This is a genomic window from Bacillus cereus group sp. MYBK14-1 (assembly GCF_051916885.1).
GTDB lineage: Bacteria > Bacillota > Bacilli > Bacillales > Bacillaceae_G > Bacillus_A > Bacillus_A cereus.
This window is the reverse complement of the sequence record NZ_JBQAHM010000009.1, coordinates 1-16,635: the sequence shown is the minus strand read 5'-3', so window position 1 is coordinate 16,635 and position 16,635 is coordinate 1. Positions and strand designations below refer to the sequence as shown.

Here is a 16,635-nt window from a genome sequence, read left to right as displayed (position 1 = left end):
CACCTACTCTCCTTTTACTGCTTTAACTGTTTTTAACGCCAATTTTATATCATCATAAATAATATTTCCAACAACTACTGTATCAGCATATTGTGCCATTTCTTTCGCCTGTTCTGCATTAGAAATACCACCGCCATAGTATAACTTAGCTTGTTTCAATTCTGCTTTTACATTTTTAACAAGTTCAACATCTCCATACGTACCGCTATATTCTAAATAAAATATCGGTAAATGTAATAACTTGTCTGCTAAACGAGCATATGCAATAACGTCATCTTCTGTTAAATCACATTTCGCTTCTGTAAGCTGGGCTACTTTCGCTTCTGGATTTAAAACACAATACCCTTCCATAAAAATTTCGTCCCAGTCCATAATATCCCCAAATTCTTTCAATGCCTCATGATGAACACCTGTTACCCATTCTACTTTTCGGCTATTTAAAACACTTGGGATGTAATAAAAATCAAATCCTGGTGTAATTGCTTCTACATCAGAAACCTCTAATACACAAGGAACTGCATATCTACGAATGCTAACTAGCATGTGTAATACGTTATCAATTGTAACTCCATCACTTCCGCCTACAATAACCGCATCAGTTCCAGACTCACAAATCATTTCTAAATGTTCATCGCTTAACTCCTTATTTGGATCAAGCTTAAATACATGTTTCCATCCGGAAATATCGTACATGAAAACACCCTTCCTTTTCTCTAGTTATATATATTTCTGTTCAAAATAACAGTTTATTTTCATCATTATTGTTTTAACTTCATCTTAAATATTTGTTTAAAACGGAGAATTAAGTTTGGAATTACCTCTTCCATATTTTTTAAACTAGAGGATTTAATTTTGAAGTTCCTTTTATGCATTCTTTCATTATAACAAAAAAAGTTACTTACACACACGCACATTCCAACATCTTTTTCCACGTCAAATGTTGGATTACATATCCCAAAAATCAAACGGGATACTAATAAAAGAAATAGTATTATCTATTTCAACTTTCATAAAAAGGAGTGTTTTTCTAATGAAGCAAAATATCGGGACAATAAACGCTCTAATTCGAATTACACTTGGGCTTGTCCTCTTCGGATGTAGTGCAACTAAACTTGTACGCAAGCCGTGGTGCACTTGGTCTAACATTTTTCTATGGATTGGTGCAATGAAAGTTGCAGAAGGAATTGTTCGTTTCTGCCCTGTTGTTGAAATGTGGAAATTCGGAAAATACATGAATATGGGGGCATTTAAAATGCCTAGCATGAATTTTGCTGAAAAAGGACATGCTAAAGAAGAAGTGAATCAAACTTCCACTCATGACAAGCCAAAGTCAAAAGGAAGTTATGACGCTTCTGACAAAGAGATTGAGTCAGCGATTGAAAATATAATCCTGGCAAAACCGCTTTGAATCATTTGTCACGATGCAAGATGCTCTCAAAGGGACTTAGCTGCTGCAGTGGGCGGTTAAGTCTTCTTTATTTTACCATAAAACAGAACGTACATTCTCTTTTTCGGCCTTAAAATGTATATAAAAGATATCAATCAATAAAATTCAGAAAATTAGGTGCATACCTCTTGCTTAAAATGATATAAAAGTGATATCATTTTTATATCAGGAGGCGATCATATGAAAGAAAAACAAGTATTTTATGTAAATGGTTTTCTCGGTATTATTGGAATTTTGATTTTAGCTGCTATCGGTGTATTTTTCCTTGCACAAGAAATTTTCATAGGAGCGGCACTAACTATTATATTAGCCGCAGTTCTCGCTACAGGTATCGGTATTGTTCAACCGAATCAAGCGAAGGTTATTACGTTCTTCGGTAATTATTTAGGAACAATTCGTCAAAACGGTTTATTTTTAACGATTCCGTTCGCATTCCGTCAAACTGTATCTTTACGTGTTGAAAACTTTAACAGTAAAAAATTAAAAGTAAATGACGTTGATGGAAATCCAATTGAAATTGCAGCTGTTATCGTATATAAAGTTGTTGATTCTGCAAAAGCAATGTTTGGTGTTGAACATTATGATCGATTTGTAGAAATTCAAAGCGAAACGGCAATCCGCCATGTTGCAACAAAATATCCTTATGACAATTTCCAAGATGAAACCTGCGTTACGTTACGCGGAAATACTGAAGAAATCTCTGAAGAATTAAAACGTGAATTAGAGGCGCGTCTTGAAATTGCTGGTGTAGAAGTATTAGAAACTCGTTTAACGCACTTAGCTTACGCAACAGAAATTGCCCATGCAATGCTACAACGCCAGCAAGCAAAAGCAGTATTAGCTGCTAGAAAAGAAATTGTTGAAGGTGCTGTGAAGATGGCGAAAGATTCCATCCATATGTTAGATGAAGAAGGCGTACTAGAACTCGATGACGAGCGTAAAGCAAATATGGTAAACAACTTATTAGTTGCCATCGTTTCAGATAAAGGTGCGCAACCAGTTATTAATACAGGAAGCCTATACTAAGGGCTATAAGTAATTATGGCTAAAAAGAAAAGCTTTCCATTACGTATTGATCCTGAATTACACGCAGTCATCGAAAAATGGGCAAATGATGAATTTCGTAGCGTCAATGCACACATCGAGTATTTACTTCGAGAAATGGCAAAGCAAAAAGGGAAATTAAAAAAAGATAAAGATGCATAAAAAATCCCGCTGATTCCTCAGCGGGATTTTTACATATTAACTTTTCGTCATCTCATGCCCAATTGCACGATATCCTATATCACTTCGATAAAATAGACCATCACTCTCAATTTTACCGATTTCTTTATATACTTTATCTTTTGCTTCTTGTAAACTATTTGCCTTACAAGCAACAAATAATACACGGCCACCGTTCGTTACAAAGTCCCCATGTTTCATTGCTGTACCTGCATGGAAAACAATCACATCTTGCAGTGCATCTAGTCCACTAATAATATCACCTTTTTTATATGCTTCTGGATATCCTTTAGAAGCAAGTACAACACCGATTACAGCTTCTTCTGACCATTGTAACGTTAGTTCACTTTCATCTAATACAGCGTTACATACGTCAACTAAATCATTTTCTAAGCGAGGTAATACAACTTCTGTTTCAGGATCACCGAAGCGTGCATTAAATTCAATTACCTTCGGACCATCATTTGTTAAAATAAGACCTGCGTATAAAATACCTGTAAACGAACGGTTTTCTGCAATCATCGCCTTAGCAGTTGGATGTAATACGGTTTGAATCGCTTCTTGAACTGCTGATTCTGGAATTTGTGGTACTGGAGAATATGCACCCATTCCGCCCGTATTTGGACCTTTATCACCATCAAAAGCTCTTTTATGATCTTGGGCGATTACCATTGGATGTACAGTTGTTCCATTCACGAATGCCATTAATGAAAATTCTTGTCCATCTAAAAACTCTTCAATAACGATCTTCTTACTTGCCGCGCCGAATTTCACATCTTGTAGCATTTCTTTCACAGCTTGTAATGCCTCTTCAAGCGTCATTGCTACCGTTACCCCTTTACCCGCAGCTAGGCCGTCAGCTTTAATAACGATTGGTGCACCAACTTTTTGAATGTACTGTACTGCTTCTTCATAATCTGTAAAAGTTTCGTACGCCGCAGTTGGAATATCATACTTTTTCATAAGCTCTTTTGTAAAAGCTTTACTACCTTCAATAACAGCAGCCGCTTTATTCGGACCAAATACGCGAAGTCCCTCTTCTTTAAAACAATCAACAATTCCATTCATAAGCGGAATTTCTGGTCCAACGAAAGTTAACTCAACATTATTCTCTTTTGCAAATAAAACTAATGCATCAAAATCATTTTCATCAATATCAACTGGTGTTGCAACATCTCTCATACCTTCATTACCTGGTGCTACATATACCTTTTCTACTTTTTCAGATTGTGCAAACTTCCAAGCTAAAGCATGCTCACGCCCACCGCGGCCAATTACTAAAACATTCATATTTCATCCCCCAATAATTAAATAAGTACAAACTAGAAGCTATGCTCCTAGTTTGCTTTTTCATATCAATAAAAGGTTATCGACCGGACTTTTTAAACATCCATATCAATAAAGGTTTAAAAAGGAGGATTAAGAGAACCGAGCAGGTCTAGGCGCATTTGCCAGGAGGACACGGAGTGTAGCTTTCCTACATGAGTACCGCACTGGCATTGCAACGACGACATGCGAAGGTTATCTTAACCGGACTTTTTAAACATCCTCTATTAGTGTTTGAAATGACGTACGCCAGTGAACACCATAGCAATCCCATACGTATCTGCCACTTTAATAGAATCTTCATCACGGATTGATCCGCCTGGTTGAATGATTGCTGTAATTCCTGCTTTTGCTGCTTCTTCTAATGTATCTGGCATTGGGAAGAAAGCATCAGATGCAAGTGCGCTACCTTGTGCTTTTTCACCAGCTTGTGTAATTGCGATTTTTGCAGAACCTACACGGTTCATCTGTCCCGCACCGATGCCAATTGTCATGTCATCTTTCGCTAAAACAATTGCGTTTGATTTCACATGTTTTACAACTTTCCAAGCTAGTTTTAAATCTTTCCATTCTTGCTCTGAAGGTTCACGTTTCGTTGGAATTGAAATTGTACTTTCATCTAATGATAACGTATCTTCTTCTTGAACGAGAAGTCCACCTTGTACAGAAGTTAGTTTTTTGCTTGCACTTGTCGCTTTTTCAATATTTATAGTTAATAAACGTAAGTTCTTCTTACTTTGTAACACTTCTAAAGCTTCTTGCGAGAACGAAGGTGCGATAACAATTTCTAAGAAAATTTCATGTAACTTTTCTGCTGTAGCTTTATCAATTTCACGATTTGCTGCAATAATACCGCCGAAAATTGATACTGGATCTGCTTCATAAGCGCGAGTATATGCTTCGTGAATATCAGTTCCTACTCCAACACCACATGGATTCATATGTTTTACTGCTACTACTGCTGGTTCTGTAAATTCTTTTACGATGCTAAGTGCTGCGTCTGCATCATTAATATTGTTATACGATAATTCTTTACCGTGTAATTGTTCTGCGTATGCAACAGAAGAAGTTGCTGCGAATGGCGCTTTATAGAAAGTTGCCTTTTGATGTGGGTTCTCGCCATAACGTAAGTCTTGCTTTTTCTCAAATGTCACAGTTAATGTTTCTGGACTTTCTTCACCCATTTGCTCTGTTAAGTAGTTAGAAATTAACGCATCATACGCTGCTGTATGACGGAATACTTTCGCTGCTAGTTTACGTTTTGTTTCCTCTGCTACTTCACCGTTCTCTTTCAGTTCTGCTAACACAATATCATAATCTACTGGATCTACAATTACAGATACGAATTTATGATTTTTCGCAGCAGAGCGAATCATTGTCGGGCCACCGATATCAATATTTTCAATTGCATCAGCAAATGTTACATCAGGCTTAGCGATTGTTTCTTTAAATGGATATAAGTTAACAACAACAAAGTCAATTGGCTCCATACCTAATTCATTCATTTGTGTTACATGTGTTTCATTATCACGAACTGCTAATAGACCACCATGAATATTTGGATGTAACGTTTTCACACGGCCATCCATAATTTCAGGGAAACCAGTTACTTCAGAAATACCAATTACTTGTAAACCGTTTTCTTCTAATAACTTTTTCGTACCACCTGTTGAAATAACTTCAATCCCTTGTTCTAGTAACCCTTTAACAAATTCTACTACTCCTGTTTTATCTGAAACACTTACTAATGCACGCTTTTTCATTTATCCTTCACCCCTGGTTGTATGTTAGTTAACAGTTGATTCTTTCACAGACTGAACAATTTGATTTACTGTATTTACGTATAATTTATGTTCAACTTGTTGAATTTTCTTTTGTAAACTTTCTCTCGTATCCCCTTCAGAAACAACCACTGCTTCTTGCGCAATAATTGGCCCTGTATCCATACCTGCATCTACATAATGAATTGTTACTCCAGTTACTTTCACACCTGCTTCTAACGCTTGACCGATAGCATCTTTACCCGGAAAGCTCGGTAGTAATGATGGATGAATATTAATAATCTTCCCGCCGTATGCTTCTAGTAACGTCGGCCCGATTAACCGCATATATCCAGCTAAAATAACATAATCAATTTCATATTCTTCTAGCTTCTTTAATATCTCTTTTTCAAATGCTTCTTTTGACTCATATGCTTTCGCTGAAAAAGCAAAACACGGAATATGATGATAATTTGCCCGTCCAACAGCGCGTGCTTCTGGTTTATCACATACTAATAAACTAATTTCTGCATCCAATCTTTTTTCTTCTACCGCATTAACGAGAGATTGAAAGTTAGATCCGCTTCCAGAAGCAAAAACTGCTAATCTACTCATAGTGCTGTGCCCCCATTAAAAGTAACGCCAGCTCCTTGTATAGTACGTCCAATAATACGAGCCATTTCTCCTTGCTCTTCAAGAAGACGAACAACATCTTTTGCATCTTCTTCCTTCACTGCTACTACCATACCAATACCCATGTTAAAAATATTGAACATTTCTTTTTCTTCCAGTTTTCCAACTTCTTGAAGCAAACTAAAGATCGGCTGAATTTCCCAAGATCCTAGTTCAATCTCGGCACCGATTCCTTCTGGCAACATGCGTGGAATATTTTCAATAAATCCACCACCTGTAATATGCGCCATACCGTATACTTCATGTTTCTTCAATAGTTCTAAAATAGGTTTGACATAAATTTTCGTTGGTTTTAATAATTCTTCACCAAGAGGTAGTTCTAAGCGGCCATAAATACGCTCTAAAGATAGTTCCCCATCTTCTAGTAACACTTTTCGTACTAAAGAGTAACCATTGCTATGAATACCGCTAGATGCTAAGCCAATTAGCACGTGACCAGCTTCAATCTTTTCACCTGTTACAATTTTCTTTTTATCAACAATCCCAACTGTAAAACCAGCTAAATCATATTCTTCCGTAGAATACATTCCTGGCATTTCAGCTGTTTCTCCACCGATTAATGCACAACCAGCTTGGCGACAGCCCTCTGATATACCTTTGACGATGTTTTCAATTTTACTAGGTTCAGCTTTACCACAAGCAATATAATCAAGGAAGAAAAGCGGCTCTGCTCCTTGGACAACAATATCATTTACACACATTGCTACTGCATCAATACCAATTGTGTCATGTTTATCTGCCATAAAAGCGAGCATCAATTTCGTTCCCACGCCATCTGTTCCAGATACTAATACAGGTTCTTCTAATGCAAATTTTGATAGATCAAACATACCTCCAAAACCGCCTAAACCGCCTAGTACTTCTTTTCTCATAGTTGTTTGTACGTGTTTTTTCATGCGAGATACCGCTTCATATCCAGCTTCAATATCTACTCCTGCTTGCTTATATGGATTCGCCATCGTTATTTACACCTCGTCTTTTAATTTCTCCCCATCCAGGGCGGGCTATTTTAAGAAAGGAGCTAGCTTCTACATCAAAAGAAGTAGAAGCTTGTTTCACTTTTCTTATTTCATACTTTCTAAAAGCTCTTGCTCATAATCATAAAGAGCTGTTGGATAGTCCCCATTAAAGTAAGCCATGCATAGGCCACCATATTTCCCTTCATATGGACGTCCAATTGCATCTACTAATCCATCTTCGCTTAAAAATGTTAAAGAATCTGCTCCGATCATTTCACGGATTTCTTCTACTGTATGATTTGCTGCAATTAATTCTTTTCTCGTTTGAATATCAATGCCATAGAAACATGGATATTTCAGAGGTGGTGAAGCAATTCTTACGTGAACTTCTGTCGCTCCAGCTTCACGAAGCATACGAACAATTCGTTTACTTGTCGTTCCTCTTACGATAGAGTCATCAATCATAACAACTCGTTTCCCTTCAACTACACCTCTTACTGCGGAAAGTTTCATCTTAACCCCTTGCTCTCGCAGTTCCTGAGAAGGTTGAATAAACGTACGTCCAACGTAACGATTTTTAATTAATCCTAACTCATATGGAATACCTGTCGCCTCCGCATAGCCAATCGCAGCTGAAATACTAGAGTCTGGTACACCAGTAACAACATCTGCTTCAATAGGAGCTTCTGCCGCTAAACGTTTCCCCATATTCTTACGTGCTGCATGAACGTTAACGCCTGCAATATTAGAATCTGGTCGTGCAAAGTAAATGTATTCCATACTACAAATTGCATGTTCTACATCGTTTGTGAAACGATCTACGTGAATTCCTTCATCATTAATGATAAGTAATTCACCCGGTTCTACATCACGAATGTATGTTGCACCTACTACATCAAAAGCACATGTTTCAGATGCTACAACGTAAGCATCCCCCATCTTTCCAATTGAAAGCGGACGGAACCCATTCGGATCTAATGCAACGATCATTTCATTTCCAGTTAGTAAAAGATACGCAAACGCACCTTTCACTTTGTTTAAAGCTTCTTTTACACTTTCAATTAAAGAATCTTTCGTACTACGCTTAATAAGATGTAAAAGTACTTCTGTATCTGAACTAGTTTGAAAAATACTGCCCTCTGCTTCTAATTCACGACGAAGCATTTTTGCGTTAATTAAATTTCCGTTATGAGCTAACGCCATACTATGATCGGAAAAACGGAACAACAATGGTTGAACGTTAGCAACTTCACTTCCACCAGCTGTTGCATATCGTACATGTCCGATCGCTGATTTTCCATTTAATCCTTCTAGCTCACCTCTTGAAAACACTTCTGATATTAAACCTAACCCCTTGTGACCGACGATTTTTTCCCCATTATTTACGACAATGCCTGCGCCTTCTTGCCCACGGTGCTGTAAACTGTGCAATCCGTAGTATGAAACTTGTGCTGCATTTTCATGCCCCCAAATTCCGAAAACGCCACATTCTTCGTTTAACCCCTTTATTTCAGCAAGCATGGGATTGCCCCTTTCCAAGCCTTTCTCATTTCATCTACATTTGCTGTAAGTAATACTTCATTTTCTTCATTATGAATTGTTACTTCATTTGTACTTGTTACTTCTCCAACTTGGGTTGCTTCTACCACTTTCTCAAACGCCTCTTTATTTTCACGTTTTACAGTTATCACGAAGCGAGACTGTGATTCAGCGAATAATGCAGCTGTTGCTTCTCCATCTAATTTCACAGTAGCACCTAAGCCTTTAGCACCAATTGCACTTTCTGAAATCGCAACTGCTAAACCACCTTCAGCAACATCATGTGCAGATTGAACAAGACCAGCTTGAATTGATTCTAATACTTGTTTTTGGCGTTTTAATTCTACATCTAAATCGATACTTGGTGATTGACCGAAAATTTTGCCGTGAATCATTTTCTGTAATTCACTTCCGCCAAACTCAGCTTTCGTCTCACCAATTACATACACTAAATCACCAGCTTGCTTAAACTCTTGTGTTGTTACATGTTTTAAGTCATGCACAAGTCCGACCATCCCAACAGTTGGTGTTGGATATACAGCTTCACCACTACGCTCGTTATACATCGATACGTTTCCGCCGATAACTGGTGTTTGTAATGTGCGACAAGCTTCACTCATACCGTCTACTGATTTCTCAATTTGCCAGAAGATTTCTGGTTTTTCTGGGTTACCGAAGTTTAAGCAATCTGTAATTGCAAGTGGCTCTCCGCCAGAACATACGATATTACGCGCTGCCTCTGCTACTGCAATTTTACCGCCCGTCTCTGGGTCTAGATAAATGTAGCGAGAGTTACAATCTGTCGTCATTGCTAATCCTTTTTCTGTACCGCGTACACGTACAACTGCAGCATCTGAACCTGGCGTAACAACTGTGCTTGTGCGAACTTGGTAATCGTATTGATCGTATACCCACTCTTTACTTGCAATTGTTGGTTGCTGTAATAAAGCGAATAACGTTTCTTTATAATTTTCTACTTTTGGCGTTTCCATTTTCATTGCTTGGAATTCAGCAAAGTATGCTGCTTCTTTTGATGGCTTATGATAAATTGGTGCTTCTTCTGCTAAAGCATCTGCTGGAACTTCAGCTACCTTTTCACCTTTATGGAATAAACGAAGCATTTTATCTTCTGTTACTTTCCCCATCGTAACCGCTGCAAGACCATACTTCTCAAATAAATCTACTATTTCTTGTTCTCTACCTTTTTTCACGACAATTAACATACGCTCTTGTGATTCAGATAGCATCATTTCATATGGTGTCATTCCTGTTTCACGCTGTGGTACATCATCTAAGTACATTTCAATACCCATTCCTGCTTTACTTGCCATTTCTGCAGATGATGATGTTAAACCAGCCGCACCCATATCTTGAATTCCAACAAGTGCATCAGATTGAATTAATTCTAAACACGCTTCAATAAGAAGTTTTTCCATAAATGGATCCCCTACTTGAACCGCTGGACGTTTCGCTTCTGAGCTTTCAGATAGTTCTTCCGACGCGAATGTTGCACCGTGAATACCGTCACGACCAGTTGATGCTCCTACGTACATTACTGTGTTACCAGCACCATGTGCTTGTCCTTTTTTAATGTCTTCGTGGTTAATCAAACCTACGCACATTGCATTTACAAGTGGATTTCCTTCGTAACATGGATCAAATTGTACTTCGCCGCCAACAGTCGGAATACCGATGCAGTTACCGTATCCTGCAATTCCTGCTACTACTTCTTCGAATAAATATTTCACACGTGGTGACTGTAATTCACCGAAACGAAGTGAGTTTAATAGAGCTACCGGACGTGCTCCCATAGAGAATACGTCACGAATAATACCACCAACACCTGTTGCAGCTCCTTGATATGGTTCAATAGCTGAAGGATGGTTATGACTTTCCATTTTAAATACAACTGCTTGATTATCACCGATATCTACAATTCCAGCACCTTCCCCAGGCCCTTGTAGAACACGCTCACCTGTTGTTGGGAATTTTCGAAGCACTGGTTTTGAATTTTTATAACTACAATGTTCAGACCACATTACAGAGAATAACCCTGTTTCTGTATAATTTGGCAGACGACCTAAAATCTTTTCAACCATGGCAAACTCTTCGTCTGTTAACCCCATTTCCGCATATATACGCTCTTCTTTAATTTGTGTTGGATTTGGTTCAAGCATTAACGACATATGTTTCCCTCCACTGTTTTAAGATAGATTGAAAGACTTTTAACCCTTCAGCACCGCCAAGTAATTCATCTACAGCACGCTCTGGGTGCGGCATCATACCAAGTACATTTCCTTTTTCATTTACAATACCAGCAATATCTGAAACGCTACCGTTAGGGTTTTCTACGTAACGGAATGCGATTTGATTGTTCTCTTCTAATTGTTTAAGAGTCGCTTCATCACAATAGTAATTCCCCTCACCATGCGCGATTGGAATATTAATTATTTCATCTTTTTCATATTGTGATGTAAACATCGTTTCATTATTTTCAACACGTAACTGAACAGTGCGACACATAAATTTTAAGTTTTCGTTTCTTATTAACGCTCCTGGTAGTAATCCTGATTCAACAAGAATCTGGAATCCATTACATACACCTAAAATCGGCTTTCCTTGCTCAGCAGCTTTTTGCACTGCTTTCATTGCATTAGCAAAGCGAGAGATAGCACCGCAGCGTAAGTAGTCACCATAAGAAAATCCACCTGGTAGTAGAATTGCATCATATTCATCTAAATTCTCTGTATCGTGCCAAACGTAATCTACTTCTTCGCCAAGCTCATCTTTAATTGCATGGAACATATCGACATCACAGTTCGAACCCGGAAATACTATTACGGCAAATTTCACTGTGCGACAACCTCCTCAACTTCATAACGGAAGTCTTCCATTACAACGTTCGCTAATAGTTTTTCACACATTTCTTTTACCTTGCTATCTAAATCAGATACAGATTTATCAATTGTTAGTTCCATGTACTTTCCGATTCGAACGTCTTGTACTTCTGTGAATGAAAGACTATGAAGTGCTCCTTTTACTGCTGTTCCTTGTGGATCTAATACGCTTTCTCTTAATGTTACATATACCTTAACTTTATACATGTGAAATTCCCCCTAAACGTTTTAAAATCTCTTCATAAGCATCTGTTAAATTTCCAAGATCACGACGGAATACGTCTTTATCAAACTTTTCATTGCTCGTTTCATCCCATAAACGGCAAGTATCTGGTGAAATTTCATCCGCTAAAATGATTTCTCCTTCTTCCGTTACACCAAACTCTAATTTGAAATCTACTAATCTTACACGACAGCTTGCGAAATGATCAATCAACACTTGATTGATTTGTAGAGCCATATCTCGTAATACACTTACTTGCTCTGGCGATGCAACGTTTAATACACGAATATGATCTTCCGTTACAAGCGGATCTCCTAAATCATCATCTTTGAAGTAAAATTCTACGATTGGTTCTGCAAGTACAGTTCCCTCTTCCATTCCTAATCGTTTTGAAAGACTTCCTGCAATTACATTTCTTGTGACAACTTCTAAAGGAATAATACTCACTTTTTTAACAAGTTGTTCTGTCTCAGATAACTTCTCAACAAAATGTGTTTTAATTCCCACTTCTTGTAACTTTCTGAACAATAAAGTTGTAATTTCATTGTTCAAACGACCTTTTCCTGTAATCGTCTCTTTTTTCTCCCCATTGAAAGCAGTCGCACTATCTTTGTACTCTACCCAAACCATATCTGCTGATTCTGTACGATAAATTCTTTTTGCCTTACCTTCATACAGCAATTCTAGCTTTTGCATTTCGCAAGCCCCCTGTAGTTTGAAAAATGTGAATAATATTTTTATAAAGAATGGCACAGAATGACTCTATTCTGTGCCATATGAAATTTTACGCTTCGTTTAATCCAAGGCGTTCAAAGATTGTATCAACGTGTTGCATATGATGCTCATAGTTGAAGCATTCATTAATTTCTTCTTGTGTTAACTTGCTTGTAATACGCTCATCAGCTTCTACAAGCTCTTTAAATTGTACTTGTGTTTCCCAAGCTTCCATCGCTTTAGGCTGTACGATATCATAAGCTTCTTCACGTACCATACCTTTGTCGATTAGTGTAAGCATTACGCGCTGAGAATAAATTAAGCCGTATGTTCTTGTCATATTACGTTTCATATTCTCTGGGTATACAGTTAAGTTTTTAACAATATTACCAAAGCGATTTAACATGTAATTTAATGCGATTGTAGCATCTGGTAAAATTACACGTTCTGCCGAAGAGTGAGAAATGTCACGCTCATGCCATAATGGAACATTTTCGTAAGCTGTCATCATATAACCGCGGATAACACGAGCTAAACCAGTCATATTTTCAGAACCAATTGGATTACGTTTATGTGGCATTGCAGAAGAACCCTTTTGACCTTTTGCGAAAGCTTCTTCAACTTCACGTGTTTCACTCTTTTGTAAACCACGAATCTCAACTGCCATCTTTTCGATAGATGTTGCAATTAGTGCAAGTGTTGACATGTAGTGTGCGTGACGATCACGTTGCAATGTTTGTGTTGAAATTGGTGCTGCTTCTAATCCTAAATTTTCACAAACATATTTTTCTACGAATGGATCGATATTTGCATATGTACCAACCGCACCAGATAGTTTACCAACACGAACTGTATCAGCAGCTTGTTTGAAACGCTCTACGTTACGTTTCATCTCTTCATACCAAAGACCAAGTTTTAAACCAAATGTCGTTGGTTCTGCATGAACACCGTGTGTTCTTCCCATCATGATTGTGTATTTATGCTCTTTCGCTTTGTTAGCTAAAATGCTTACAAAGTTCTCTAAGTCTTTTAATATAATTTCATTCGCTTGTTTTAAGATGTAAGATAATGCTGTATCTACTACATCTGTAGATGTTAAACCGTAATGAACCCATTTACGTTCTTCGCCTAATGCTGGCGTTTCTGATACAGCACGAGTGAATGCAACTACGTCATGACGTGTTTCTTTTTCAATTTCATAAATACGATCAATATCAAATGATGCATGTTCACGAATTTTTTTAACATCTTCTTTTGGAATATCGCCAAGCTCAGCCCATGCTTCACAAGCTAAAATCTCAACTTCTAACCACGCTTTAAATTTGTTCTCTTCCGTCCAAATCGCACCCATTTCAGGGCGTGTATAACGACTAATCATCTTTTTCCCTCCAACAGTTGTTCTTGATGGTCCCAAATATGCAAACTCTTCGCTTTTTCTAGAGCGACTTCAATATTATCATTTAAAATATTAACATGCCCCATTTTTCGCTGTGCTTTTGCTTCTTCTTTTCCATACAAGTGTAAATAGCACCCGGTTAATCTATTCACTTGTCTTAGGACCCCTTCTATATGTTCGCCTAAAATGTTTACCATGACAACTGGTTTTAACAAATTTGTTTCTCCTAGAGGTAAATTACAGATTGCTCGAATATGTTGACCAAATTGACTCGTTTCACATGCATCCTGTGTATAGTGTCCTGAATTGTGAGGTCTTGGCGCTAATTCATTAATATAAATCTCACCATTATCTGTAGCAAACATCTCTACAGCTAGTGTTCCCACAAGTTCTAATTCATCCGCAAGTACCTTTGCATACGCAATTGCTTTTTGAGAAAGCTCTTCTGTAATGCGAGCTGGAACGATAGATTCATGTAAAATGTTATTTACATGAATATTTTCTGCTACTGGAAACACTTTTGTTTCACCACTTACACTACGAATCACAATAACTGATACTTCTTTTTCAAAAGGCACCCATTTCTCTAAAATACATTCTGCTTTATCCACAAGATTTCTTGCCGCCTCAACATCAGCTTCACTTCTTAAAACAACTTGCCCTTTCCCATCATATCCACCTGTCGTCGTTTTTAAGACGGAAGGGAATGATAACCCAGCAATTGCTTCTGTAAGCTGGTCTTGATTTTGAACTAATCTATACGTTGCTACTGGTAACCCAGCCTTCTCAATCGCATTCTTTTCTGTAAAACGATTTTGTGTTGTATTTAACAACTGACTACCTTGTGGTAAGTACGCATGTTTTTCAAGCCATTGTAAACATCTATAATCAATATTCTCAAATTCATATGTGACAACATCACTTATCTCTGCTAAATGCTGAATTGCTTTTAAATCATCATATGGTGCAACAATTTCAATATCAGCAACTTGTGCACATGGCGAATGCTTTGTAGGATCTAAAACAGCAATTTTATATCCCATCTCCTTAGCTGCCAATGCCATCATTCTTCCTAGCTGGCCGCCTCCAATAATACCGATTGTTTTTCCAGGTAAAATGATTCTCGTCATACTAGCTCACTACCTTCACGCACATCTTTTTCAATCGCTTCTCGTCTCAATTCTAATGCATCATGTATATCATCATGAAATGATCCAAGTATTTGTGCGGCAAGTAATCCAGCATTCGTTGAACCGGCTTTACCAATTGCAACAGTTGCAACTGGAACACCTCCTGGCATTTGGGCGATGGATAATAATGAATCTAAGCCGTTTAATGCTTTTGATTGAACTGGAACTCCAATTACAGGAAGATTTGTCTTCGCTGCAACCATTCCTGGTAAATGTGCTGCTCCACCAGCTCCAGCAATAATAACTTTCAATCCACGTTCACGAGCCGTCTCTGCATATTCAAACATATAATCCGGAGTCCGATGAGCGGATACAACTTTTTTCTCATACGGTATATTTAATTCATCTAAAATGTCACAAGCATATTTCATTGTTTCCCAGTCTGACGTACTTCCCATTATGACTCCAACTAGTGATTTCATATTAGAATCCCCCCGATTCAAATAAAAAAAGCCTGAAATAGAACAGTTTCTCTTTTACTATGAGAGAAAGCGCTCTACTCAGGCATACGTATCCCTTGTGAATAGAAAAATACCGAGTGACTTTCCCTCATAGTCTAACGAATAACGGTCGTTAGGTAGAGACTTGCAGGCCATATCCCCGCGATTATATGAGGTCTTATATTATTGTTTCTATGGCTATATTAACAATATTTCATAAACAATGTCAATAAATAATCGAATGTTTTTTTATTAGCAGTCAATAACGTTCGTGTTTTAGTTATATTCAAAAGAAGAATTGCAACTATATACAAGAAGAAAAGGGAATTAGAATATATATTTCTAGAGATCTATTTTATGTATTTATCGTTTAAATAGCACTTCAGTATGTTTTTAATCAAAATATATACACTCTTGTATTATTATAACGATTTAATTTCTAAGGAGGATAACTGTTAAAGAAAGAACTTTGCTATTATCCTATTTATTTTTCTCTATTGCAGTAATTTCTGTAATTATTAAATATTTATTTATAGCATCTCATTATTTAAAATATATACTTATGATAGAAATAATGTGTCCTATTTTAAGTATTACTTTAGCGACATTAGGAAAATCAGGAACACAAAAAATCATTACTATTATTTTAAAGAGTCTCTACTTCATTCTTTTTTCGTCTGTAGCTTTATTAAATTTACGGATTATAGCATTCGGTAAATAAAAATAAACACAAAAAAACCTAAGTCAAAATGACTTAGGTTTTTGCTTGGCGACGTCCTACTCTCACAGGGACAAGGTCCCAACTACCATCGGCGCTAGAGAGCTTA

The 16,635-nt window shown here is 37.4% G+C and carries 17 protein-coding genes and 1 riboswitch; of the genes, 4 read left to right on the top strand and 13 right to left on the bottom strand.

Going from position 1 to position 16,635, the window contains the following annotated elements:
- Positions 1-3: 3 nt before the first annotated feature.
- Positions 4-693 (bottom strand): heptaprenylglyceryl phosphate synthase, encoded by a 690-nt coding sequence (locus ACTFR3_RS20810; protein ID WP_000272098.1) that lies wholly within the window; start codon positions 691-693, stop codon positions 4-6.
- A 337-nt stretch (positions 694-1,030) separates the two neighbouring features.
- On the opposite strand from ACTFR3_RS20810, the gene ACTFR3_RS20805 reads away from it, so the two are divergent.
- The 3 genes from ACTFR3_RS20805 (at position 1,031) to ACTFR3_RS20795 (ending at position 2,653) form a co-directional block, all read left to right on the top strand.
- Positions 1,031-1,408, top strand: a complete 378-nt coding sequence (locus ACTFR3_RS20805) for a YgaP family membrane protein (protein WP_000812346.1) — start codon at positions 1,031-1,033, stop codon at positions 1,406-1,408.
- A 219-nt stretch (positions 1,409-1,627) separates the two neighbouring features.
- Positions 1,628-2,473: an SPFH domain-containing protein gene (locus ACTFR3_RS20800; protein ID WP_000660669.1), complete on the top strand. Its 846-nt coding sequence runs from the start codon at positions 1,628-1,630 to the stop codon at positions 2,471-2,473.
- Positions 2,474-2,488: 15 nt separating this feature from the next.
- On the top strand, positions 2,489-2,653 hold the full coding sequence (locus ACTFR3_RS20795) for a toxin-antitoxin system HicB family antitoxin (protein WP_001085171.1): 165 nt from the start codon (positions 2,489-2,491) through the stop codon (positions 2,651-2,653).
- A 36-nt stretch (positions 2,654-2,689) separates the two neighbouring features.
- On the opposite strand, the gene purD is transcribed toward ACTFR3_RS20795, so the two are convergent.
- The 12 genes from purD to purE all read right to left on the bottom strand — a co-directional run bounded on the left by purD (position 2,690) and on the right by purE (position 15,790).
- The gene (gene purD / locus ACTFR3_RS20790) at positions 2,690-3,961 is read right to left on the bottom strand and encodes a phosphoribosylamine--glycine ligase (protein ID WP_001101962.1); all 1,272 of its coding nucleotides are present in this window, start codon (positions 3,959-3,961) and stop codon (positions 2,690-2,692) included.
- 263 nt (positions 3,962-4,224) lie between these two features.
- Entirely contained in the window at positions 4,225-5,760 is a 1,536-nt protein-coding gene (gene purH, locus ACTFR3_RS20785; protein WP_000745438.1) for a bifunctional phosphoribosylaminoimidazolecarboxamide formyltransferase/IMP cyclohydrolase, read from the bottom strand.
- Positions 5,761-5,784: 24 nt separating this feature from the next.
- On the bottom strand, positions 5,785-6,372 hold the full coding sequence (purN, locus tag ACTFR3_RS20780; protein WP_440044797.1) for a phosphoribosylglycinamide formyltransferase: 588 nt from the start codon (positions 6,370-6,372) through the stop codon (positions 5,785-5,787).
- Positions 6,369-7,409 (bottom strand): phosphoribosylformylglycinamidine cyclo-ligase, encoded by a 1,041-nt coding sequence (purM, locus tag ACTFR3_RS20775; protein WP_440044796.1) that lies wholly within the window; start codon positions 7,407-7,409, stop codon positions 6,369-6,371. Before purM ends, purN begins: the two co-directional genes overlap by 4 nt.
- Before the next feature lie 105 nt (positions 7,410-7,514).
- Positions 7,515-8,930: an amidophosphoribosyltransferase gene (purF, locus tag ACTFR3_RS20770; protein ID WP_000879025.1), complete on the bottom strand. Its 1,416-nt coding sequence runs from the start codon at positions 8,928-8,930 to the stop codon at positions 7,515-7,517.
- Positions 8,915-11,134 (bottom strand): phosphoribosylformylglycinamidine synthase II, encoded by a 2,220-nt coding sequence (gene purL / locus ACTFR3_RS20765; RefSeq protein ID WP_440044795.1) that lies wholly within the window; start codon positions 11,132-11,134, stop codon positions 8,915-8,917. The genes purF and purL overlap by 16 nt, the downstream gene beginning before the upstream one ends.
- On the bottom strand, positions 11,118-11,801 hold the full coding sequence (gene purQ / locus ACTFR3_RS20760) for a phosphoribosylformylglycinamidine synthase subunit PurQ (protein WP_000666774.1): 684 nt from the start codon (positions 11,799-11,801) through the stop codon (positions 11,118-11,120). The genes purL and purQ overlap by 17 nt, the downstream gene beginning before the upstream one ends.
- Positions 11,798-12,052: a phosphoribosylformylglycinamidine synthase subunit PurS gene (gene purS / locus ACTFR3_RS20755; protein WP_000278823.1), complete on the bottom strand. Its 255-nt coding sequence runs from the start codon at positions 12,050-12,052 to the stop codon at positions 11,798-11,800. The genes purQ and purS overlap by 4 nt, the downstream gene beginning before the upstream one ends.
- On the bottom strand, positions 12,045-12,764 hold the full coding sequence (gene purC, locus ACTFR3_RS20750; RefSeq protein ID WP_001170544.1) for a phosphoribosylaminoimidazolesuccinocarboxamide synthase: 720 nt from the start codon (positions 12,762-12,764) through the stop codon (positions 12,045-12,047). The genes purS and purC overlap by 8 nt, the downstream gene beginning before the upstream one ends.
- 88 nt (positions 12,765-12,852) lie before the next feature.
- Positions 12,853-14,160, bottom strand: coding sequence for an adenylosuccinate lyase (gene purB / locus ACTFR3_RS20745; RefSeq protein ID WP_000625682.1), 1,308 nt, complete (start codon positions 14,158-14,160; stop codon positions 12,853-12,855).
- On the bottom strand, positions 14,157-15,308 hold the full coding sequence (gene purK / locus ACTFR3_RS20740) for a 5-(carboxyamino)imidazole ribonucleotide synthase (RefSeq protein WP_000196774.1): 1,152 nt from the start codon (positions 15,306-15,308) through the stop codon (positions 14,157-14,159). Before purK ends, purB begins: the two co-directional genes overlap by 4 nt.
- Complete coding sequence (purE, locus tag ACTFR3_RS20735) at positions 15,305-15,790, bottom strand: 5-(carboxyamino)imidazole ribonucleotide mutase (protein WP_000839365.1); 486 nt, start codon at positions 15,788-15,790, stop codon at positions 15,305-15,307. Before purE ends, purK begins: the two co-directional genes overlap by 4 nt.
- Positions 15,791-15,900: 110 nt before the next feature.
- Positions 15,901-16,002, bottom strand: a riboswitch (purine riboswitch).
- Positions 16,003-16,277: 275 nt separating this feature from the next.
- Here purE and ACTFR3_RS20730 point away from each other — a divergent pair.
- The gene (locus ACTFR3_RS20730) at positions 16,278-16,529 is read left to right on the top strand and encodes a hypothetical protein (RefSeq protein WP_000927500.1); all 252 of its coding nucleotides are present in this window, start codon (positions 16,278-16,280) and stop codon (positions 16,527-16,529) included.
- The last annotated feature ends 106 nt before the right edge of the window (positions 16,530-16,635 follow it).